General features: G+C 55.3%; 18 protein-coding genes and 1 pseudogene. 7 read left to right on the forward strand and 12 right to left on the reverse strand.

Translation table 11 applies throughout. From position 1 onward, the window contains the following. Positions 1-14: 14 nt before the first annotated feature. The 4 genes from aceF to ampD all read right to left on the reverse strand — a co-directional run bounded on the left by aceF (position 15) and on the right by ampD (position 6034). Entirely contained in the window at positions 15-1721 is a 1707-nt protein-coding gene (gene aceF / locus LVD14_RS14325) for a dihydrolipoyllysine-residue acetyltransferase (protein WP_237134804.1), read from the reverse strand. A 53-nt stretch (positions 1722-1774) separates the two neighbouring features. Further along, complete coding sequence (aceE, locus tag LVD14_RS14330; RefSeq protein ID WP_237134805.1) at positions 1775-4465, reverse strand: pyruvate dehydrogenase (acetyl-transferring), homodimeric type; 2691 nt, start codon at positions 4463-4465, stop codon at positions 1775-1777. 151 nt (positions 4466-4616) lie between these two features. Beyond that, positions 4617-5498, reverse strand: a complete 882-nt coding sequence (gene ampE, locus LVD14_RS14335; protein ID WP_237134806.1) for a regulatory signaling modulator protein AmpE — start codon at positions 5496-5498, stop codon at positions 4617-4619. After that, complete coding sequence (gene ampD / locus LVD14_RS14340; RefSeq protein WP_237134807.1) at positions 5495-6034, reverse strand: 1,6-anhydro-N-acetylmuramyl-L-alanine amidase AmpD; 540 nt, start codon at positions 6032-6034, stop codon at positions 5495-5497. The genes ampE and ampD overlap by 4 nt, the downstream gene beginning before the upstream one ends. A gap of 69 nt (positions 6035-6103) precedes the next feature. On the opposite strand from ampD, the gene nadC reads away from it, so the two are divergent. Then, positions 6104-6964 (forward strand): carboxylating nicotinate-nucleotide diphosphorylase, encoded by an 861-nt coding sequence (gene nadC / locus LVD14_RS14345; RefSeq protein WP_411268296.1) that lies wholly within the window; start codon positions 6104-6106, stop codon positions 6962-6964. Between the two features lie 170 nt (positions 6965-7134). On the opposite strand, the gene LVD14_RS14350 is transcribed toward nadC, so the two are convergent. Both LVD14_RS14350 and LVD14_RS15490 read right to left on the reverse strand, forming a co-directional pair. Continuing rightward, a complete protein-coding gene (locus tag LVD14_RS14350) occupies positions 7135-7536 on the reverse strand; it encodes a c-type cytochrome (RefSeq protein WP_237134809.1) in 402 nt (133 codons plus the stop codon). 187 nt (positions 7537-7723) lie between these two features. Further along, complete coding sequence (locus LVD14_RS15490) at positions 7724-8182, reverse strand: prepilin-type N-terminal cleavage/methylation domain-containing protein (RefSeq protein WP_272907351.1); 459 nt, start codon at positions 8180-8182, stop codon at positions 7724-7726. Positions 8183-8336: 154 nt separating this feature from the next. On the opposite strand from LVD14_RS15490, the gene LVD14_RS14365 reads away from it, so the two are divergent. Genes LVD14_RS14365 through LVD14_RS14390 form a run of 6 tightly spaced genes read left to right on the forward strand, consistent with a single transcriptional unit; the run spans position 8337 to position 14043 of the window. After that, positions 8337-10016 (forward strand): GspE/PulE family protein, encoded by a 1680-nt coding sequence (locus LVD14_RS14365; RefSeq protein ID WP_237134810.1) that lies wholly within the window; start codon positions 8337-8339, stop codon positions 10014-10016. Further along, positions 10010-11251, forward strand: coding sequence for a type II secretion system F family protein (locus LVD14_RS14370; protein ID WP_237134811.1), 1242 nt, complete (start codon positions 10010-10012; stop codon positions 11249-11251). The genes LVD14_RS14365 and LVD14_RS14370 overlap by 7 nt, the downstream gene beginning before the upstream one ends. Further along, positions 11248-12150, forward strand: a complete 903-nt coding sequence (locus tag LVD14_RS14375) for a prepilin peptidase (RefSeq protein WP_237134812.1) — start codon at positions 11248-11250, stop codon at positions 12148-12150. Before LVD14_RS14370 ends, LVD14_RS14375 begins: the two co-directional genes overlap by 4 nt. Positions 12151-12207: 57 nt before the next feature. Then, on the forward strand, positions 12208-12825 hold the full coding sequence (gene coaE / locus LVD14_RS14380; protein WP_237134813.1) for a dephospho-CoA kinase: 618 nt from the start codon (positions 12208-12210) through the stop codon (positions 12823-12825). After that, positions 12822-13034, forward strand: coding sequence for a DNA gyrase inhibitor YacG (gene yacG / locus LVD14_RS14385; protein ID WP_237134814.1), 213 nt, complete (start codon positions 12822-12824; stop codon positions 13032-13034). Before coaE ends, yacG begins: the two co-directional genes overlap by 4 nt. Continuing rightward, entirely contained in the window at positions 13027-14043 is a 1017-nt protein-coding gene (locus LVD14_RS14390) for a Nudix family hydrolase (RefSeq protein WP_237134815.1), read from the forward strand. The genes yacG and LVD14_RS14390 overlap by 8 nt, the downstream gene beginning before the upstream one ends. Positions 14044-14065: 22 nt before the next feature. Here LVD14_RS14390 and argJ read toward each other — a convergent pair whose 3' ends face one another. The 6 genes and pseudogenes from argJ to ftsA form a co-directional block, all read right to left on the reverse strand. Next, positions 14066-15289: a bifunctional glutamate N-acetyltransferase/amino-acid acetyltransferase ArgJ gene (argJ, locus tag LVD14_RS14395; protein WP_237134816.1), complete on the reverse strand. Its 1224-nt coding sequence runs from the start codon at positions 15287-15289 to the stop codon at positions 14066-14068. Positions 15290-15363: 74 nt separating this feature from the next. Continuing rightward, positions 15364-18129, reverse strand: a complete 2766-nt coding sequence (gene secA, locus LVD14_RS14400) for a preprotein translocase subunit SecA (protein ID WP_237134817.1) — start codon at positions 18127-18129, stop codon at positions 15364-15366. Positions 18130-18221: 92 nt separating this feature from the next. Then, positions 18222-19154 carry a M23 family metallopeptidase gene (locus LVD14_RS14405; RefSeq protein ID WP_237134818.1) on the reverse strand — a complete coding sequence of 311 codons (933 nt, stop codon included), beginning with the start codon at positions 19152-19154 and terminating at the stop codon, positions 18222-18224. A 31-nt stretch (positions 19155-19185) separates the two neighbouring features. Continuing rightward, positions 19186-20097, reverse strand: a complete 912-nt coding sequence (gene lpxC, locus LVD14_RS14410) for a UDP-3-O-acyl-N-acetylglucosamine deacetylase (protein WP_237134819.1) — start codon at positions 20095-20097, stop codon at positions 19186-19188. A 307-nt stretch (positions 20098-20404) separates the two neighbouring features. Beyond that, positions 20405-21407: pseudogene (gene ftsZ / locus LVD14_RS14415) on the reverse strand (cell division protein FtsZ); the annotation flags it as partial. 54 nt (positions 21408-21461) lie between these two features. Beyond that, a complete protein-coding gene (ftsA, locus tag LVD14_RS14420; protein WP_237134821.1) occupies positions 21462-22706 on the reverse strand; it encodes a cell division protein FtsA in 1245 nt (414 codons plus the stop codon). Between the last annotated feature and the right edge of the window lie 6 nt (positions 22707-22712).

Genomic DNA, 22712 nt, shown 5'->3' on the forward strand with positions numbered 1-22712 from the left:
TGGCAGTTACCGTCTTACATCATCAAAAGGCGAATATCTGACAACAGTTCTGCCAGACGCGTTGCGAACAGGCCCGCATCCAGACCATTGACCGCCCTGTGGTCGTAACACAGTGAGAACGGCAGCATCTGGCGCGGTACGAATTCATTGTTGATGTACACTGGCTTGACCTGGGTTTTTGATACACCCAGAATTGCTACTTCCGGTGCATTCACAATCGGTGTGAATCCCGTACCACCCAATGCGCCAAGGCTTGAAATGGTGAAGCAGGCACCCTGCATGTCTTCTTTGGTCAGACGGCGCTGCTTGGCCTTGTCAGTCAGCTCAGCCAACTCAGCCGACAATTGCCAGATCGACTTCTTGTCAACATCGCGCAGCACTGGCACTACCAGACCGGCTTCGGTGGCAACAGCCACACCGATGTGGATGTACTTCTTCTGAATCAGTTTTTCACCAGAGGAATGCAGCGACACATTGAACTGCTTGTATTCGTCCAATACTTTGGCACAGGCCTTCAGCAGGAAGGGCAGCGGCGTCAATTTGACACCACGCTTGTCAGATTCCTTGCGCTGGGCATTGCGGAATTCTTCCAGCTCAGTGACGTCGGCTTCATTGAATTGTGCAACGGCAGGAACATTCAGCCAGTTGCGGTGCATATTGACCGCCGTGACCTTGTGCAGCTTGCTCATTGGCACTTCTTCAACTTCGCCAAACTGACTGAAATCGATATCCGGTACCGCGGGAATGCCAGCACCACCACCAGACATGCTGGCAGACGCGGGAGCGCTCAGGCGTGCTTTGACGAATGAGTGGATATCTTCTTTCTGGATACGACCTTTAGCGCCGGTGCCCTGCACCTGGGTCAGATCCACTCCCAGTTCTCGGGCCAGCTTTCTTACCGCCGGGCCAGCATAAACCTTACCGTCGTTGCGGCTGGCTACTTCTTCAGCGAACTCCGCCTGTTTGCGAGCCAGACTCTTGTCACCCGACCCACTTGGGCTGGACGGCTGGCTCACCGGCTCTGAAGACGATTTGCTCTCTGACTTCTTGTCCTGCTTGTCGGCATCCGCCTTTTCGGCTTTCTTTGCCGGCGCAACGCCTGCAATTTCCAGCTCCAGAATTGCGGAGCCTTCGGAAACTTTGTCACCGACCTTCAGCTTCAGCGATTTAACAACGCCACCCTGTGGTGCCGGAACATCCATGGCAGCCTTGTCGGACTCAAGCGTGATCAGAGCGTCTTCTTTCTGAATCTCATCGCCTTCCTTGACGTGGATCTCGATGACTTCAACATCGCTGTCACCACCAATGTCAGGCACCTTGATTGTCTCGACGCGCTTGTCACTGCCTCCAGATTCATCAGCCGGCTCATTATCGTCGGCGGTTTCTGAACTGTCAGCGGCTTCGGATTTCCCGGACTCATCTTTTGACTTGGCAGCTTCAGCCTTGTCAGCCTCAGCACCTTTGTCATCAGAATCGGCGGAACCCTCGACGTCCATGGTGACGATTTCATCGCCCTCATTGACCTGGTCGCCAACTTTCACAGTGATACTCTTGATGACACCCGATTTCGGCGACGGTATCTCCATCGCTGCCTTGTCACTCTCAAGCACCAGCAGCGAATCGTTCTCCGCGACTGTGTCCCCTGCCTTGACGAGTATCTCGATAACTTCTACGTCTTTGGTGTCCCCCAGGTCGGGGACTTTTATACTTTCTACAGCCACTTGGCATGCTCCTGAACGTTAGGTTCAATTCAGATTCTTATTGTTTCTGACCATTACACCGTCATCGGGTTGGGCTTGTCGGTATCGATGCCCATTTCCTTGATGGCTTTGCTGATCACGTCGGCGCTGACAAGATTCTCTTTGCCCAGCTCTGTCAGTGCTGCCAGCACGATGTAGTTACGATCCACCTCGAAGAACCTTCGCAGATTCTGACGCGTATCACTGCGGCCAAATCCGTCAGTACCCAGCACCCGGTAAGATGCCGGCACGTATTCGCGAATCTGGTCAGCGTAAATGCGCATGTAGTCGGTGGCAGCAATCACTGGACCCTGTCCGTCCTGCAGACATTTGGTGACATAAGGCACTTTAGCCTTTTTGCCAGGGTGCAGCATGTTCCAGCGTGTGACGTCGATACCATCGCGCCGCAGCTCATTGAAACTGGTGACGCTCCATACCTCGACCGGCACTTTGTAGGTGCTGCGCAGCACTGCTGCAGCTTCACGTACTTCGCGCAGAATTGTGCCACTGCCGATCAGGCGCAATGGCTTGTCGGTCAGGGCCTTGCCACTGACTTTGTATTCTTTCGCCTTGCTGTCCTCCAGCACGTACATACCCTTGATGATGCCTTCTTCGGCACCTTTGGGCATCTCCGGATGAACATAGTTCTCGTTCATGCTGGTGATGTAGTAATACACGGACTCTTTTTCGTGGTACATCCGGCGCAGACCGTCCTGAATGATCACGGCCATTTCATAGGCGTAAGTCGGATCGTAGGTCACGCAGTTCGGAATCGTGGAAGCCAGCAGATGGCTATGTCCGTCCTGGTGCTGAAGACCTTCACCGTTCAATGTTGTCCGGCCAGCGGTGGCACCGATCAGGAAACCACGCGCCTGCGAATCACCAGCTGCCCAGGCCAGGTCGCCAATACGCTGGAAACCGAACATGGAGTAGTAGATGTAAAACGGAATCAATGGGTAATCATTGACGCTGTAAGATGTGGCGGCCGCCAGCCATGTGGAGAATGCACCGGCTTCGCTAATGCCCTCTTCAAGCATCTGACCGCTCTTGTCTTCGCGGTAGTACATGACCTGATTGGAGTCGGCGGGATCGTAAAGCTGCCCCACGGCGGAGTAGATACCCAGCTGACGAAACATGCCTTCCATACCGAATGTACGAGCTTCGTCAGGCACGATCGGTACAATTCGCTTGCCGATTTCCTTGTCTTTGCACAGTGTGTTCAACATGCGCACGAAGGCCATGGTGGTGGAGATTTCACGTTCACCAGTGCCTTTCAGCTGAGCGTCGAATGCGCTGATATCCGGCACCGGCAGCGCGTAGCTCTGCGCCCGGCGCTGCGGCACTGCTCCGCCGAGTGCGTCCCGCATTTTGCGCATGTAGCGCAGCTCCAGCGAGTCTTCCTCAGGTCGGTAGTAAGGCAGATCCTTCAGCTTGTCATCAGGAATCGGAATATTGAAACGGTCGCGGAAGCGCTTGAGCGATTCAATGTCCAGCTTCTTGGTCTGGTGGGCGGCATTCTGCGCTTCTGCAGCCGAACCAAAGGCGTAACCCTTGACGGTCTTGGCCAGAATCACGGTGGGCTTGCCCTTGGTTTCTACGGCCTGCTTGTACGCCGCATACACTTTGAACGGGTCATGGCCGCCACGGTTCAGCGCCATGATGTCGTCATCGGACAGGTGCTCAACCATTTTCAGCAGTTCGGGGCTCTTGCCGAAGAAGTGCTCACGCGTGTAGGCACCACCACGCCCCCAGTAGTTCTGATACTCACCGTCGCAGACTTCGTCCATGCGCGCCTGCAGAATACCGTCTTTATCGGCAGCCAGCAGTGCGTCCCAGTGACGACCCCAGACTACCTTGATGACATTCCAGCCGGCACCGCGGAATACACCTTCCAGTTCCTGGATGATCTTGCCATTACCGCGCACCGGGCCATCCAGTCGCTGCAGGTTACAGTTAATGACAAAAATCAGATTGTCCAGGCCTTCTCGACCGGCTTTGCTGATCGCGCCGAGTGATTCCGGCTCATCCATCTCACCGTCGCCAAGGTATGCCCAGACTTTGCGGTCTTCGTGTTCCAGCAGACCACGCGCCGACAGGTACTTCATGACGTGAGCCTGATAAATTGCCTGCAGCGGCCCCAGACCCATGGAAACGGTCGGGAACTGCCAGTAATCAGGCATCAGCCAGGGGTGCGGGTAGGAAGACAGACCATTGCCGTCCACTTCCTGACGGAACTTGTCCAGCTGCTCTTCGGTGATACGGCCTTCCAGGTAGGATCGCGCGTAGATACCCGGCGCGGAGTGTCCCTGGAAGTAAATCAGATCGCCGCCCTGATTCTCGGTTGGACCGCGGAAGAAATAGTTGAAACCTACATCGTACAGTGTCGCCGATGAGGAGAAAGTGGAAATGTGGCCACCCAGATCGGAATTGTCCTGGTTGGCGCGCATTACCGTCACCAGCGCGTTCCAGCGGATGATGCCGCGGATCTGACGCTCCATGAACATGTCGCCAGGCATACGGTCTTCGTCTTTGGACGAGATGGTATTGCGATACGGCGTGGTAACCGAAGCATAGGGCAGAGTCTGGGTGACTCGAGATACTTTATCGGTCAGACGATTGAGAAGAAAGTGTGCCCGATTGGAGCCTTCGTGCTCAATCACTGCGCCAAGGGCGTCAAGCCATTCTTCGGTTTCGGTAGGGTTCAGATCATCATTAAGGTCGGTCATATGCGTCATATTCTGTCGGTTGGTTTTGATTATGTGACGGTTGCCGGTCACTTCTGAATAAATGCCGGCAATTTTGTAAATCAATTACATCTGGCGGCAAATGCTACCCGTTGGCGACGCAGATTTCAAGTCGGACACGGCATTTTTGTAGTTAGACTACAAAAACCAGCATGGACAACACAATGACCCATACGACCTGAGTGCGCAGCAACAGATCCTGCAGTGCCTTCAGCTGGTGCGCAGCCCGCAGCCTCGATTCCTGAGCAGTTGCCTCCACGTCATCCAGACCCGCGGCACCGTCGGTCGCCGCCGCCAGCAACGAAAAATTGGCAAGCAGATCCGGTGCCTGCCAGAAATGATTGCGCAATGCCCTGAAGGCACCAACAAAATCACCAGCCAGGGCGAAGCTGAATGCCAGAACACGAACCGGCACCCACTCAACGGCCGCCAGCGTGCGCTCGAACAGGGCAAATTCGTCCACGTCATCCAGCAGGCGACCGTCCCGGAACATGGCCACCAGCAGACAATAGGCGAGCGCGCCGGCTGGCCCGAGCAGGAAGTAGAAAAACAGCACGGCAAACAGCTTTCGTAATGCCGTGCGCTGCAGGTATGTCATGAACTGGCTATGGATTCTCGCGTAGTCATCAGCCGCGGGCTCACCAGCCTCCTGCACCAGCGGCTCGACCATCTGGCAGGCGGCTTCGAAGTCACCCGCCTCCCAAAGCTCCAGGTACTGCTCCACCAGGAGGTCCTGGTTATGTCGCGAGAAACAGTAAAGCACTACCAGCACATGGATACCCAGCGTCAGCAGGCCAAAGAAAACACTCTGGGCGAGCCAGATCAGCAGCAACAATGGCAACAGCGGCAGGATAACCGCCATCGCCGGAATCAGTGCCCGCCACTCCGGCAGGCGATGGCGATGATTCAGCAGCCAGCGCTGCCAGGCGACAAACCAGGAATCCACGGCCAGATGGCGATCGCGACGCCAATAGTGATTCAATAACAGGACGATCAGAATTGTCAGGAATTTCATAGGCAGTTGGCCAGATAACGTGTCCAGTCAAAGTGGGGGCCTGGGTCTGTCTTGCGGCCTGGAGCGATATCACTGTGCCCTACTATACGCCCAGAGCCGATTGCCGGGTAGTGAGAGATCAGATAGCGCGTCACCGTGGCCAGGCGATCGTACTGCTCATCTGTGAAGGGCTGATCATCACATCCCTCTAGCTCGATGCCAATTGAAAACTCGTTGCAGTTTTCTCGCGTCTCGAAACAGGACTGTCCCGCATGCCATGCTTTCCTGTTAAACGGCACATACTGAATGATAGCCCCATCCCGCCGGATAAGCAGGTGCGCAGACACACGCAGGGCTGCAATGTCTGCAAAGTACGGGTGCGCATCGGGTGGCAACTCATTGGTGAACAGCTTGTCGATCCACGGACCGCCGAACTCACCGGGTGGCAAACTGATATTGTGTATCACCAGCAGGCTTATTTCTTCGCCTGCCGGGCGATCACTGCAATTGGGCGATTGCACCTGCGTGACATCCGCCAGCCAATGGTCTGCTATCAAGCATGACTCCTGTCAGATATGCTAAAGTCGCGCACCAGTATAGCACCCGACAGGTAAATCGACATGAGTCTGGATTCACTGACACTCCCCAGCGATATCAGCAGCTGCGTCACTCGAGCGCTTGAGGAAGATATCGGTAGCGGTGATATTACGGCAATGCTCATTGACGCCGGTACAGCCGCCCAGGCGCGAGTGATCAGCCGGGAGCCGGCAGTTGTTTGCGGTATTGCGTGGGCAGAGGAAACCCTGCGCCAGGTCTCCCCGGACATCAAGGCGACCTGGCACAAGCAGGATGGTGATGAGATCGCGGCCAATGAGACCATGTTGTCATTGAGAGGTCCTGCGCGCGCGCTGCTGACTGCCGAGCGCTGTGTGCTCAATTTCCTGCAGACATTATCCGGCACAGCCACGCTTGCTCGTCAGTATGCCGCGCTGGTAGCCCATACCCGCGTAACCCTGCTCGATACCAGAAAAACCCTGCCGGGGCTGCGCACCGCACAAAAATACGCCGTCAGAACAGGGGGCTGCGGGAATCACCGCATGGGCCTGTATGACGCGTTCCTGATCAAGGAAAACCACATCAGTGCCTGTGGCTCGATTGCCGCAGCCGTGCAGCAGGCCCGCCAGATCGCCCCAGACAGGCCGGTTGAAGTTGAAGTGGAGTCTTTGGAGGAATTCAGACAGGCCACCGACGCGGCCGCCGACATCATCATGCTGGATAACTTCTCGCTGGAAGATATGCGCACAGCGGTGGTCCGCAATGCGGATCGCGGAAACCAGCGTTGCAAGCTGGAAGCATCAGGAGGCATCAACCGCGATACTCTGGTAACGGTTGCCGAGACTGGCGTTGACTACATCTCAATTGGCGCCCTGACCAAGGATGTGCGGGCGATTGATCTATCCATGCGACTGACGATGCAGCAGTCTTGAGCAGATTCTGAGCGATCAAGATCGGAGATGTGATGCCCGCGCTGGATGGCGCTCAGGAGATCGGGAGCCTGACTCGGAGCTGACGCCAGGTTATCCAGGGTTGGGATCAGGCTGTCTCCGCCGTCCTGACCGAGGGTCAGGCCGGCGGAGACATTAGCTGGAATCGCGGATCAGGACTCCGGCGGAATGATTACGACGGTTTCCATGCTGCCACCGTAGTAGTCCAGGGGCTCTTCACCAGCCGGGAAGCCGGTAATCTGCAGGATGTGAGCCAGCACGTTCTGGTAGTCCTCATCCATCAGCGAGCCGGGCATGTCCATCGGCATGGTGCCCAGAATTTCTTCAAACAGGAACACCAGCGGCTGGTTGTTGCGGTTGGACAGTGCAGTTTTGTAGAAGTCCGCGTTATGGCACGCTGAGCAGCGCTCTTCAAATATCGGCTGACCCGCTGCGGCCTGCTCTTCGGTATACACACCATCCGCAATTGTCTTGGGTTGAGCACTCAGACCAAAGGCGGCAACGGCAGCCACGGCTGACACTACAGACAACATACCAAACTTGAACTTATTCATAATTGCTACTCCGACACCCTTTGTGTCTTTACGTCTTCTGTTCCCGTTAAACCACGGTAGACCTTGATTCGTCTGATCCGTTGACAGTTTCACTATAGAAACATCTGGCTGAACCGTTGCTTAACAGATATCTGCATTCTTCAGGAAGGCCGTAATGTAGCAAAAATACAGCCGACGCGGTAGCTACTCAGCACAATCCGCTGCCAAGACAACCTGAGTCGTCGTGGGTCTGCCATTGCACCGATCCCGTGGCGGCCTGCCCCAGAAGAATGTAGGTATCTGTCGCTGCGATACCAGCTGCTGTCCCGGCAGGTGTGACAGTCACCAGAAAATCCTCTTCGTTCATGGAGACAGCGACCGAGTCAACACCGCCGGATGCTGACCAGCCATCCTGGGAAGGTATATCCGTGCACTGTTCCGCTCCCCGGGACTGAACACAAAGATCCACAGCTGCCCGCGCTGGCGACGCAGCCGCGATCACTTCTGCAAAACTGGCTCGCGCCGCGTAACTTTGATATGACGGCAGCGCCACAGCTGCCAGAATGCCTACGATGGCGACCACCATCATCAGCTCAATCAGGGTAAAACCCCTGGCCCGAATGATCTTACGACATCGCGTGAAATAGTTAAGTGTTCCTGTATCCATACTCCATCCTCCATGATGACCAAGTCTGCTATGAACGAGTAAACCTCCGGAATGGCTGAACAGCGCCAGCGCTTCCTCATCGATTTATAGCAGCCGCGACGATTGCCTGCTATACAACTGAACAGGGAACCACGATCAGCACACAGGCGAACTGATGTTCAACCAGAGTATTGCCAATTCCATGGTAAAGGCAGGTCTTTTGCCATCAGCAGCGGCCAGAGAGATGGTGCACCAGGCGGAAACGGAGCATGTCTCATTATTTAGTCTGGTTGCACGCAACCAGAGTATTCCTGCCAATATTCTGGCACGTTTCATTGCCAGACAACTGGCATTGCCATGGGTCGATCTGAGCAACATTCGTGCATCAGTTTCTGACGACAGTCAGCTTGAGCCATACCAGCTCAGTCTGAACATATTGCGCCAGCATGAAATCCTGCCACTTTTGTTGCACCCGGAAACGCCCACTCTTGCCTTCTTCGACCCCGCCTGCGTGACATTCATTGAAGAAGTTGTGCAGCGCAGCCACGCTCCACTGCCGCTTGTTATCGTAGCCCATGATCAATTGCACCAACGGCTCAGCCCGGTTAACAGCCTGCAGGAACAGGATCGTCCGGATGACGACCGGCACCTATCTGGCGGCGACCAGTCACCAAGCAGTGATGACCAGGAGGCACCGGTTGTGCGTTTTATTGACCGGACGATCAGCGCGGCGATTGACGCGGGCGCATCGGATATTCATCTGGAACCCGGCAAGAACCACTACCGCATCCGCTTTCGCTGCGATGGTTTATTGCACGTAATCGAAAGTACCGCGCTTTATCTGGCGCCACGAATTAGCGGCAGGATAAAGGTGATGGCCAATCTCGATATCACCGAGCGCCGCAAGCCACAGGACGGTCGAATCCAGTTTGACTACCGCCCGGGGCAACAGGTGGGTCTGAGGGTCAGCACCATCCCCGTTATCTGGGGTGAGAAAATTGTCATTCGCATCATGAACGACAACCCCGAACAACTGGACTGTCGGAACCTGGGCATGAATGAGCAGCAAACCAGTGTTTTTCTAAAAGCGCTGACTCGCTCTCAGGGCATGGTTCTGGTTACCGGGCCCACCGGCAGCGGCAAATCCGCAACCCTTTATGCCGCACTACAGCACCTCAATCAGCGAGACCGGAATATCTTTACCGTGGAAGATCCGGTCGAGATGACGTTGGCCGGCGCGAACCAGGTTGCGATTAATACTGCCGTCGAACTTGGCTTTGCCACCGCGCTGCGAGCGTTTCTGCGGCAGGACCCGGACATCATCATGCTGGGTGAGATTCGTGACCAGGAAACGGCAGACATCTCCGTAAAAGCCGCCCAAACCGGCCATCTGGTGCTGTCAACATTACATACCAACAGTGCGGCAGACACGGTTCGGCGACTTCTCAACATGGGCGTGGCGCACTACAACCTGAGCAGTGCGCTGTCGCTGGTTGTGGCCCAGCGCCTGTGCCGTCGACTATGTGAACACTGCAAGATGGCTATTGACCCTGGCAGGCAGGATGGCGCTGACAGGCTGCTTGCTGCGGGGATGAACACCGAACAGATCAAGTCCGCCACCGTTTTTGAGGCGCTTGGCTGCCATGCCTGCCACAAAGGCTATCGCGGACGGGTAGCCATATTTGAGCTGTTACCCATTACCGGGGATATAGAGTCGTTGATAAGCGCAGGTGCCAGTACCATCGACATACGCCAGGCAGCAGCCCAGTCAGGACATATCAACCTCAGACAGGCCGCCCTGCAAAAGGTCGCCGCTGGTATAACCAGTCTGGCAGAGGTTGAACGCGTATGTTGAAGCGGAGCTGTCGGCAATATTGCTGGCAGGGAGAGGATGCTCAGGGCAACCGCCTGGCTGGCCAGATAAAGGCAGATTCAACAAGCGACGCCAAAGTGATGCTTTTGAAACAGGGCATTACTGCCCACGTGCTTTCCAGGTCTCGCCAGAAAAGCCCATTGAAGGGTGTCGAGGAAAAAGCCGCAAGCCCCTGGCGCCGGCGCCCCGACACTAACGCCACCATGGTGATGCTGGAACAACTTGCCAGCCTGGCCAGGGCGGGTCTGCCAATTAACAAGGCCCTGCAGATTTGCACTGCCAGTTGCAATGAAGGGAGTCTGCAGCAGATTCTGCGAACAATGAATCAGGATGTCACAGACGGCAGCATGCTGCATCAGACAATGGAGAAACATCCAGAGTGCTTTGAACGATTGACAATCAACCTGTTAAAGGCCGGTGAACTGACTGGTCAGCTGGATGCCATGCTAGAGCGCGTGGTCAGTCTTGCGCAGCACCAGCTGCACACACGCCAGCAACTCAGGCGGGCGCTGCGCTACCCAACGATTGTGCTGATGACGGCCATCGCGGTGTGCGGTATTTTGCTGACACAGGTGGTACCGGGTTTTGCAGACAGTTTTTCACAGTTTGGTGCTGAGTTGCCCTTGCTGACTCAGCATGTCATGAGTGTTTCAGATTTTGCCATCCGGCATGGAATGTCGATCGCTGTTGGCGTAGCAACGGTGCTGGTTTCAACAAGTCTGATAATCAGGCGGACGACATGCGGAACGCAGTCCTGGCATCGACTCATCATTAATTCCCCGTTGATCGGACCCACCATCCGAGCGGCCTGCATCAGTCGACTATGCAATACGCTTACTGTGGCGCTGCGTAGCGGGCTACCTCTGGTGGAGGCGCTGCAGCTCAGTGCACCGACCGTCGGCAATGAGGTGTATCAGAATGCCGTGAACTCACTGCTTGCCCAGGTTTCTCAGGGCAATACGCTGTCGTCGTGCATTCGCAAGACAGGGCTGTTTCCGGTTATGATTGAGCAAATGGTCACGGTCGGTGAAGAGGTAGGCACTTTGGACTCCATGCTGGACAAATGCGCTGCCCACTACCAGCAGGTGCTGGATTCGCGTATCGCGCAGTTTACCGCTTCGCTTGAGCCGTGCCTGATGGCTTTTCTCGGCATTGTCATTGGTATTTTGATGCTGGCGATGTATCTACCCGTATTTACACTGGGAAGCGCAATATGACGCTGCTTGAATTGTTGGCCCAATCACCCCTCGCAACCATTCTGCTGACAACACTGCTGGGGCTGCTGGTGGGAAGTTTTCTGAATGTTGTCATTTACCGTCTGCCGCTGATGCTGCAGCGCGAGTGGCAGCAGCAGTGCTGCGAATTTCTGCAGACAGACCCTGAAACACTCAAGATCAATGATCCGGCCCCAGAGCACAAGGTTTTCAACCTGAGCGTGCCTGCATCACACTGCCCCGTCTGCAAAAAGCAGGTCAAACCCTGGCAGAACGTGCCAGTTGTCAGCTATTTATTGCTGAAAGGCAAATGTTCAAATTGCCAGACGCCCATCCATTGGCGTTACCCGGTTGTTGAGCTGGTGACTGCCGTTCTGTCCGGCCTGGTTGCATGGCAGTTTGGCCCGACTGCCACCATGCTTGCTGCGCTGGTCATGACCTGGTGTCTGATAAGCCTGACAGTCATTGATGTTGATCACCAACTGCTTCCGGACAATATTACCCTGCCCCTGCTGTGGCTGGGTCTTGTCCTGACCCTGACTCCGGCTGGGCTGGGAACAACACCCACTGAGGCGATCCTGGGCGCCAGCATCGGATACCTCAGTCTCTGGAGCATCTACTGGGCGTTCAAACTGCTGACTGGTCGCGAGGGTATGGGGTATGGTGATTTCAAATTACTGGCGGCACTGGGCGCCTGGCTGGGCTGGCAGCATCTATTGACTATCGTTATCCTGTCATCACTCGCAGGTGCCGTCATTGGCATTGCGCTGACTGTCATCGCCGGCAAGGATCGCAACATACCCATGCCGTTTGGTCCCTATCTGGCCATCGCCGGGTTTCTTGCGCTCATCTGGGGCGATGCCATCAATCAGTGGTACCTTTTGACAGTCGCGGGCGCCTAATGTCCTGCAAAAAAACCGATCAGCAAAAAGCTGCTTAAAAAAAGCTGGGAGGCGCACATGACACAAACTCTCGAATCAGAACGTCTGATTATAGGCCTGACGGGCGGTATCGGCAGCGGCAAGTCTGCAGCGACCCGATTCTTTTCCGAACTGGGTATCACCGTCGTTGATGCAGACGAGCTGTCACGGGAAGTCGTTAAACCCGGCGAGCCTGCATTGCAGGCCATCGTTGCGCACTTCGGAGATGGCGTGCTGCTGGACGACGGTCAACTGGACCGGCGTCAGCTTCGCCAGCGAATCTTTGATGACCACAATGAAAGAAAGTGGCTTGAACAGTTGCTTCATCCGTTAATCCGGCAGGAGATCATCTCTCGTCTGACCACCAGCACGTCGCCGTACACACTGCTGTCTTCACCCCTGCTGCTGGAAACCGATCAGCAGCGCCTGTGCTCACGCGTATTGCTGATAGATGCGCCTGAATCCCTGCAGATCGAACGCACGATTGTCAGAGACAACAGCAGTGAAGCGACCGTTAAGGCCATCATGGAAAGCCAGATGGCACGCCACGCCAGGATCGAACGCGCGGATGATATCATTGTCAATGACGGCGACCTGAATCAACTCAAAGACGCTGTAACGGCTCAGCACCAAAGATATCTGGAAATGACACAATGACTGAAAGAATCCTCAAAGTGAACTGCCCTACCTGCAGCAGTATGGTTGTCTGGAAAGAGGAAAACAAATACCGGCCGTTCTGCAGCGAACGCTGCAAACTGATTGACTTCGGCGAGTGGGCCAATGAGCGCCACACTATTGCCGGTGACCCTGTAGACCCTGAGCAGATTGACGCCCTGGCCAGTTTCAGCTCCGAGCGAAATGACTGACACCGCAACTGCACAGACCAGTACGACCGTTCACGTGGCCGTCGGTGTAATATTGGGAACGGATGGAAAAATCCTGATTACCCAGCGGCACGCGCGACAGCATCTCGGTGGTTACTGGGAATTTCCGGGGGGCAAAGTAGAGCCCGACGAATCCGTTGGGCAGGCGTTGGCGCGGGAACTCCTCGAAGAACTCAATATTCGTGTTATAAGCCATCAACCTCTATGCAGAATTACCCATCATTACCCGGACAAATCCGTGTTACTTGATGTGCATGAAGTGATCGCATTTGAAGGTGAACCTCGTGGCATGGAGAACCAGCCTATGCGCTGGCTCGACCGCAGAGAGCTGCGGTCTGATCAGTTTCCGGCCGCCAATCGAGCCATCATACGTGCATTGCACCTTCCCGATCATGTCATGATTTACGACTGTGGCACTCCTGCTGCAGAACCGCTGCCGACCGGCGCACTGGCCAACTCAGCACTTGTCCGATTGCGCAGAACCGACTCAGATCCGTCGCCATCAAACTACTGCGCCATGGCGAGCAAACTAATCCAGCGGTACAGCCACAATGCAACTGATACGCAGCCTGTCAGATTCCTGCTGGATACCGATTTAAACAGTCACCCCGAAACGCTGCAGCTGGCGAAAAAGTTTCCGCTGCATGTCGCCGGCTTCTATCTGAACAGCCATGCAGCGAAAGAGATACCAGTCGGGCATCAACTGGAACGGGCTGACGATCTGCTACTGGGCACATCCTGCCATTCAGAAGTGGAGTTGCATCATGCTGCAGAACTTGCGGTGGACTTTGCCATCGTATCACCCGTGTTGCCAACCACCAGTCATCCCGGCAAGCCGGGCACGGGCTGGCCGGCATTCTCACAGCTGGCGAGCGATTTTCCTGCGGCAGTATACGCCATGGGGGGAATGCAGTTAGCCGATCTGGAAACAGCAAAGCAGGCTGGCGCCAGAGGCATCGCCGGCATCAGTATGTACAGAAAGCAGGAATGACTGCCTGCTCGCAGCTGACTGATCAGCTGCGATAGGAAGCGTTGATACGCACGTATTCCTCTGTCAGATCGGCGGTCCATACCTGCTCGTTGACGTCACCACGACCCAGGCTGATGGTCAGTGTGATATCGACCTGGTTCATGACGCGCTGCCCCTGCTCTTCAGTATAGGAAGGCGCCAGACCACCCTTTTCAACGATCTGCACATCGCCAAGCCAGATATCGATTTTAGTGACATCCAGACTCTCCACGCCAGCCCGACCGATGGCTGCCAGAATACGGCCCCAGTTCGGGTCCGAGGCGGCCAGCGCAGTTTTAACGAGTGGCGACTCAGCTATTGCGTAGGCTACCTGGAGACATTCCTGAACCGTGCCGCCACCACGAACATCAACAGTGACAAACTTGGTGGCGCCCTCTGCATCACGAATAATGAGTTTTGCCAGCCCGATCATAAGTTCATGCAGCGCGGTTGTGAACGCATCCAGCAGTGCCGGATCTGCCTCACTGACTTTGACACCGCTCTTGCCGGTGGCACTGAGTGTGCAGCAGTCATTGGTAGAGGTATCACCATCCACGGTAATGCGATTGAACGAATAGGTGACCGCCGATTGCAGCAGCGACTGCAGCAGAGGCAACTCGATATCCGCGTCGGTTCCAACAAAGGCCAGCATGGTCGCCATGTTGGGTTTGATCATACCGGCACCTTTGGTGATACCCGTCAGGGTTATGCGTTTGCCCTGGTGTTCAACAACAGTAGAGATGCCTTTGGGGCGCGTATCTGTCGTCATGATACCGCTGGCAGCTGCCAGCCAGTTGTCAGCCACCAGCGACTGTCTGGCCTCTGGCAGTGCTGCGACAATGCGTTCAGCCGGTAATCGCTCACCAATAACACCGGTGGAAAACGGCAATACCTGATGATCCGCAACGCCCGTGAGCCCGGCAACAGCGTGACAGCAGGTTTCCGCGTCTTTCATACCCTGCGGGCCTGTGCCGGCATTGGCATTGCCGGTGTTGACCAGCAGATAGCGGATATCCCCCTTCGCGCTGGCGATATGATGACGCGCCAGCGTAACCGGTGCCGCGCAAAACGCGTTCAGCGTGAAGACAGCCGTCGTGCGAGTGCCCTCGGCGAGTTCAAACAACACGAGGTCGCGGCGGTTCTTGTAGCGCACGCCGGCGCAGACAGTAGCGATATTGATGCCGTCTACCGGCAATAATTGACCCAGCTCATGACTTCCAGTTGCCATAACTTACACCCTGACGTTTTTTCTGTTCGTGAACACAATCATCAGCCCGACCAGCGGGCACCCTTCCTGGGTTATCAGCTTAATCGGCCGTGACACTGTTTGTATTTCTTGCCCGAGCCACAGGGACAGGGATCATTTCGGCCCAGCTTCGGCGTTTCGCGCACAAATGGTGACTGCTGGTCATCATTGTTTTCCTGTGCCCTTCCTTCTGCGGCAGCTGCGGCCTGCATGGCATTCGCCTCTGAGTGCTCGAACTGCATTTTCTCTTTGGCACGCTCTGCTTCACGGGCGCGCTCAATCGCATCAATCTCTTCTGGCGAACGCACCTGCACATGACTCAGGAAGCGGATCACATCGTGCTGCAGGCGAGACAGCAGACTCTGGAACAGCCCAAATGCCTCGCGTTTGTATTCCTGCTTGGGATTCTTGCCCGCGTAACCACGCAGGGAAATACCCTGGCGCAAATGGTCCATCGCCTGCAAATGCTCCTTCCACAGCGTATCGAGAATCTGCAGTACGATCTGCTTTTCCAGCAACTGCATTTTCTCTCCGACTGTATTGCGCTTTTGCGTATACGCATCCGCCAGCGCCACCTTGATCTTTTCGCGCAGGGTTTCCTCGTAAAGCTTTTCGTCTTCCTCCAGCCACTGGGCAATCGGCAGGTGAATGGCAAACTCTGCTTCAATCGCCTTTTCCAGACCCGGGATATCCCATTGCTCAAATATGCTCTGCGGCGGTACGTGGCTGCTGATCACTTCATCCGCCACGTCATCGCGCATGTTGCTGACCAGTTCACTGATGTCGTCGCTGGCCATGATCTCATTGCGCTGACGATAGACAATGGTTCGCTGGTCATTCGCCACGTTGTCGTATTCAAGCAACTGTTTGCGGATATCGAAGTTTCGACCTTCCACTTTGCGCTGCGCTTTTTCAATGGACTTGGAGACCATGCCATGCTCAATCGCCTCGCCACGCTCCATACCCAGCGCCTGCATGATGTTCTTCACGCGCTCTGACGCGAAAATACGCATCAGATTATCTTCCAGCGACAGATAAAAACGTGAGTAGCCCGGGTCGCCCTGACGACCAGCTCGACCGCGCAACTGGTTATCGATTCGACGTGATTCGTGACGTTCAGTACCGATAATATGCAGGCCGCCCGCTTCCAGCACCTGGTCGTGGCGCTGCTGCCACTCTGCTTTCAGTTTCTCGCGCTGTTCCGGCGTCACTTCCCCAGCTGCAGCCGCTTCAACTTCCCAGTTGCCGCCCAGTACAATGTCGGTACCCCGGCCTGCCATATTGGTTGCAATGGTGACGACTCCCGGTCGCCCCGCCTGCGCAATGATCTGCGCTTCTTTTTCGTGAAACTTGGCGTTGAGGACCTCGTGCTGCACCTTTTCTTTTTTCAGAAAGGCAGACAGCAATTCCGAGGTTTCAATTGAGGCAGTACCCACCAGTACCGGCGCGCCCTGTGAACTGAATTCCTTGATATCGCGGACAATCGCCTCGAATTTTTCTTCCATGCTCATGAACACCAGATCGTTCATGTCGCGTCGCTGCATGGGTTTGTTGGGTGGAATCACGACAACTTCCAGATCGTAGATCTGCTTGAATTCAAACGCTTCCGTGTCAGCAGTACCGGTCATCCCGGAGAGTTTCTGATACAGACGGAAGTAGTTCTGGAAGGTGGTGGATGCCAGCGTCTGACTCTCACTCTGGATCTCCAGCCCTTCTTTCGCCTCGATGGCCTGATGCAGACCCTCAGACAGTCGTCGCCCTTCCATGGTGCGGCCAGTGTGCTCGTCGATCAGCACAATACGGCCTTCCTTGACGATGTACTCAACGTCTTTGTTAAACAGATAATGCGCCTTGAGCGCAGAATGGATATGGTGCAGCAGGCCCAGGTTGGCAGCCGCATACAGGCTCTCGCCCTCTTTGAGCAGGTTGCGCTCGGACAGCAGTTGTTCAAGATGTTCATGACCTGCTTCGGTCAGCTCCACCTGTCGGGTCTTCTCATCCACCATGAAGTGACCTGACTCAACCTTTTCCTCACGCTCCAGGGAGATGCCTGGTGTCTTTTCAACCGGAGCATCGCCTTTCTCAAGCTTGTCCACCAAAGAGTTGATGGTCTGGTACAGGCGTGAGCTGTCTTCTGCCGCACCCGAGATGATCAAAGGAGTTCGCGCCTCATCGATCAGGATGGAGTCCACTTCGTCGACGATGGCGAAATTCAATTGACGCTGGAACTTGTCCTGAACGCGAAACGCCATATTGTCGCGCAGGTAGTCAAAGCCAAACTCGTTGTTGGTGCCGTAAGTAATGGATGCCTGGTAGGCCTCGCGTTTTTCCTGAGGCGGCTGGCCGCTCTTGATGACACCAACGGTCAGACCCAGGAACTCATATAACGGGCGCATCCAGTTGGCGTCACGAGAGGCCAGATAGTCGTTGACCGTCACAATGTGGACGCCTTCACCGGTCAGACCATTCAGGTAGGCAGGCAACGTAGCCACCAGGGTTTTGCCCTCACCGGTTTTCATCTCTGCGATATCGCCGTGATTCAGCACCATGCCGCCAATCATCTGTACGTCAAAGTGGCGCAGGCCAAGTGTTCGTTTACTGGCTTCACGGACCACCGCAAATGCCTCGGGCAACAGGCTGTCCAGTGACGCGCCGCCATCGTAACGCGATTTGAACTCTTCCGTTTTGGCACGCAGCTCGGCATCGCTCAGTTTTTCCAGCTCCGACTCATGGCTGTTGATCTGCCTGACAGTTTTTTGCAGCTTCTTCAACTTTCTGGAATTGCTGCTACCAAAAATTCTGCTTAGAAATGATGTACTCATGGTGTCCTGCTTGAATCGTAAATGACGGTATACGGCGCCGGCTCATCAAGGGGCGACGGCATTGTTAAATAAGGGAATGTCTGAGTACCGCGTCAGCGGTGTGTGCGGCGGATATAAGAGGATGGGTCAACGACGCGACCGTTCTTGTAAACCTCGAAATGGACATGCGGGCCGGTTGATCGACCGGTACTGCCAATCAATGCGATGGTCTGGCCCTGGGTAACGATGTCACCCGTTTCGACCTTGAGTTCTTTCGCATGCGCGTAGCGTGTCAGGTAACCGTTTCCATGATCAACTTCAACAGTCAGTCCGTAATTGTCGCGGTCACCAGCGTAAGTAACCACTCCCGCACCGACTGATACAATTGGGCCACCGGCAGCGCCTGCGAAGTCGACACCACTGTGCCAGGCCATGGCACCAGTGAATGGGTCGGCCCGGCGACCAAAGCCCGAGGACAGCCAACCGCTGCGCACCGGACGTCCGGCGATCTCCGCTTCTTTGAGGAGTTGCTGACCATTAATGAGCTGGCTCAGCGTCTCGAGCTGTTCGCTGCGACGCGCAATATCATTTTCCAGCTGATCAATGGCAAACAGAAAGTCGGGGGTCGAGACCGTGCCGGAATCACTGATCAGGATGCCGCCGGCCGCTGGTGGCTGGCTGAAGTCGAACTCACTGGTATCGAGATCTGCGACCGTGGTCAGTCTCTCACCCAGTGCGTCCAGGCGCAGCATTCTCGCCTGCAGCGTTGCCAGGCGGGTGGTCAGCGCTTCGAGCTGCACTTCGGCGTTACGTTTCAACTGGGCAAGCGTCTGGGACTGCTCATCCAGTTTTTGCTGCCACTTTTCGGTAGCTTCCTGGCTGACAAGCTGATTGGCGTCGGAATCACTGACCGCCAGCTGATAACCCAGGTAACCCAGCGCTACAGGCGCACCAAGCAGGCACAGCGACAGCAGCCCCTTGAGCCATCCCCGGATCACAATAGTCCGGCTGTGTCCGTAGCGTTGGTTTACCAGAATCAGTTTCATAGAGAGGTCGGTGTCATCGTGTCATTGTCGCTCAGGCGGCTAACACCGGTTTGATGTAGGAAATCGGCACCTGTGATTCCGAGTCAAAGCTGACTCGCTCCCAGCTGTCCGGGTTGGCCTGCAAGGCTCGCAGCAACTTGTTGTTCAGCGAGTGGCCTGACTTGTAGCCCTTGAATTCACCAAGCAGACTGTAACCCAGCAGGTAAAGGTCGCCGATAGAGTCGAGGATTTTGTGTTTAACAAATTCGTCTTCGTAGCGTAGGCCATCTTCATTGAGGACTTTGTAATCGCCAACGGCAATGGCATTGTCCATACTTGCACCCAGCGCCAGATTACGGTTCCGCAGCTCTTCAAACTCATGCATAAAGCCGAAGGTTCTCGCCCGACTGACTTCCTTGACGAAGGAAGTGCTGGAAAAATCGATAGTTGCGGACTTGGTATAGCGCCGGTATACGGGATGGTCATACAGCAGCGTGTAGCTTACCTTGAAGCCATCAAATGGCTCGATGCTGACTGATTTGTCGCCTTCCTCAAGTTTTACCGGCTTGGTCACGCGGATAAACTGTTTGGCGGCATCCTGCTCTTCGATACCAGCAGACTGAATAAGGAATACGAATGGGCCCGCACTGCCATCCATGATCGGCACTTCGCCGGCGCTGACTTCAACGTAGGCGTTATCAATGCCGAGGCCAAACATGGCCGACATGAGGTGTTCAATGGTGGAAACCCGTACCCCGTCCTTGACCAGACAGGTTGACAGCGTCGTATCGCCGACCAGCTCAGCGCGAGCCGGAATGTGGGGGCGCGACTCAAGATCTGTCCTTACAAACACAATGCCAGTGTCGACCGGTGCAGGTCGGAGCGTAAGATAGACCTTTTCACCCGTGTGCAGGCCAACGCCTGTGGCTCGGATGACATTTTTTAAGGTGCGCTGTTTCAACATATCGGGAAATTTTTCCGGGAATGGTATTTCGCCGGATGATAGCAAAGATCAACAAATAACCCAAATGTTGAATTGGCGCAAATCTGGACCCGGGCGGAGCCACCTCCCGGGTCCATCCGGGCTTAGTCGGCCTGGCGACGCAGGAAAGCAGGAATATCCAGGTAATCCATACCATCCTCAGCACCCACAGCCTTGGCAAAGCTGCTGCCTGGCATCGTGTGACCAGTCGCTGCCGGTCGCGAACGTGCTGCCATGGGGCGCTCTGGAGCCCGCTCCGCGCTGCGCTGGCTCGCGCCAGATGCCACCGCACGGGTGTTATCCACCACTTTGGTAGGACGCTGCTCTGCGGCGCGAATCTCACCCAGACCAGTGGCCACGACAGTGACACGGATTTCGTCAGTCATATTCGGATCGATTACCGTACCAACCACGACTGTTGCGTCATCGGAGGCGAATTCAGAGATGGTGTCGCCCACTTCCGAGAACTCACCAAGTGACATGTTCTCACCAGCCGTGATATTGACCAGAATACCGCGTGCCCCGTGCAGGTTTACGTCTTCCAGCAATGGGCTGCGGATGGCTGCTTCAGCTGCTTCGCGTGCCCGGTCTTCACCGGTTGCGTAGCCGGTACCCATCATCGCCATACCCATTTCAGACATCACGGTACGCACATCCGCGAAGTCCACGTTGATCATACCGGGACGAATGATCAGATCAGCGATGCCTTTCACAGCTCCCAGCAGCACATCGTTGGCCGCCTTGAATGCTTCCAGCAGCGAAGCCTGCTTGCCAAGCACCGCCAGCAGCTTTTCGTTGGGGATGGTGATCAGCGAGTCGACGTGCTGGGACAACTCTTGAATACCCTGTTCAGCGATCAGGGAACGCTTGCGCCCCTCGAACGGGAATGGTTTGGTAACCACCGCCACTGTAAGAATACCAAGCTCTCGGGCGACTTCAGCAAAGATCGGCGCGCCGCCTGTACCAGTACCGCCACCCATGCCGGCGGTGATAAACACCATGTCGGCACCGCTGAGGATCTCCGCAATTTCTTCTCGGTCCTCAAGTGCAGCCTGGCGGCCAACTTCGGGGTTGGCACCAGCGCCCAGACCCTTGGTTACCGTACTGCCCAGTTGCAGCAGTGTTTTGGCGTGCACATCAGTCAATGCCTGTGCGTCAGTGTTGGCACACACAAACTCAACGCCTTCAACCTGATTCGCGATCATGTGGCGAACAGCGTTTCCGCCGCCCCCACCAACACCAACCACTTTGATGACTGCACTTTGCGGAACGCTTTCTAATAGTTCAAACATATTGGCCCCCATTTCTACATCAAAAAGAATTTATCGGTTTTAAAACGTTCATTTCTAAAAATTTTCTTTCAACCAGTCTTTGACTCGCTTCAACACATTGATTTTCGGCTCCTTGACCGGAACCGGCTTGTGACTCCTTTCCTGGTGCTGCTGCTGTTTCATTGCCCAGATCAACAAACCAACGCCTGTGGAGTAAATCGGGTTGCGTACAATATCGGAAAGACCTTTAACACTTTGCGGCATGCCAAGCCGGACCGGCATGTGGAAAATTTCCTCAGCCAGTTCAATGACGCCTTCCATCTTGCTGGTACCGCCAGTCAGTACAACACCGGCAGCCATCAGATTCTCATAGCCACTGCGCTGCAGTTCGGCCTTCACCATCGTGAACAGTTCGTCATAACGTGGCTCGACTACTTCTGCCAGTGCCTGTCTGGAAAGTTCACGCGCTGGTCTTTCACCAACACCTGGCACTTTGATCATGTCACCGGCGCTGGCAAGCTGAGTGAGCGCACATGCATACTTGATCTTGATCTCGTCGGCGTTATCAGTCGGGGTACGCAGCGCCATGGCAATGTCGTTGGTGACCTGATCCCCGGCAACAGCAATCACGCCTGTGTGACGAATGGCGCCTTCTGTAAAGATTGCGATATCTGTCGTGCCGCCACCGATATCCACCAGGCAGACGCCCAGCTCCTTCTCATCCTCTGTCAATACCGAGTAGCTGGACGCCAGCTGCTCAAGAATGATTTCTTCAGTCTGCAGACCACATCGCTTGATACATTTCTCGATATTCTGGACAGCGTTGATGGCGCAGGTTACCAGATGCACCTTTGCCTCCAGGCGAACACCAGACATGCCCAGCGGCTCTTTCACGCCTTCCTGAGAGTCGATAATGTATTCCTGCGGCAGAATATGCAGCACGCGCTGATCAGCCGGAATGGCAACCGCCTGTGCAGCATCAATGACGCGGTCTATATCAGCGCGAGTGACCTCCCGGTCACGGATGGCAACAATTCCGTGTGAGTTCATGCTGCGAATATGACTACCCGCGATTCCCGCGTAAACCGAGTGAATGCGACAGCCTGCCATCAATTCAGCTTCTTCCACGGCACGTTGAATCGATTCAACCGTTGATTCAATATTGACGACCGTGCCCTTCTTGAGTCCGCGCGAGCGATGGCTGCCTATGCCAACAATATTCAGCGCACCATCGGCCTTGATCTCACCCACAATGGCGACAACCTTGGATGTACCTATATCCAGACCTACGATCATGTTGCTGTTCTCTGCAGCGCTCATAACTTT

The sequence above is a fragment of the Pseudohongiella sp. O18 genome, assembly GCF_021729085.1.
Classification (GTDB): Bacteria; Pseudomonadota; Gammaproteobacteria; order Pseudomonadales; family Pseudohongiellaceae; genus Pseudohongiella.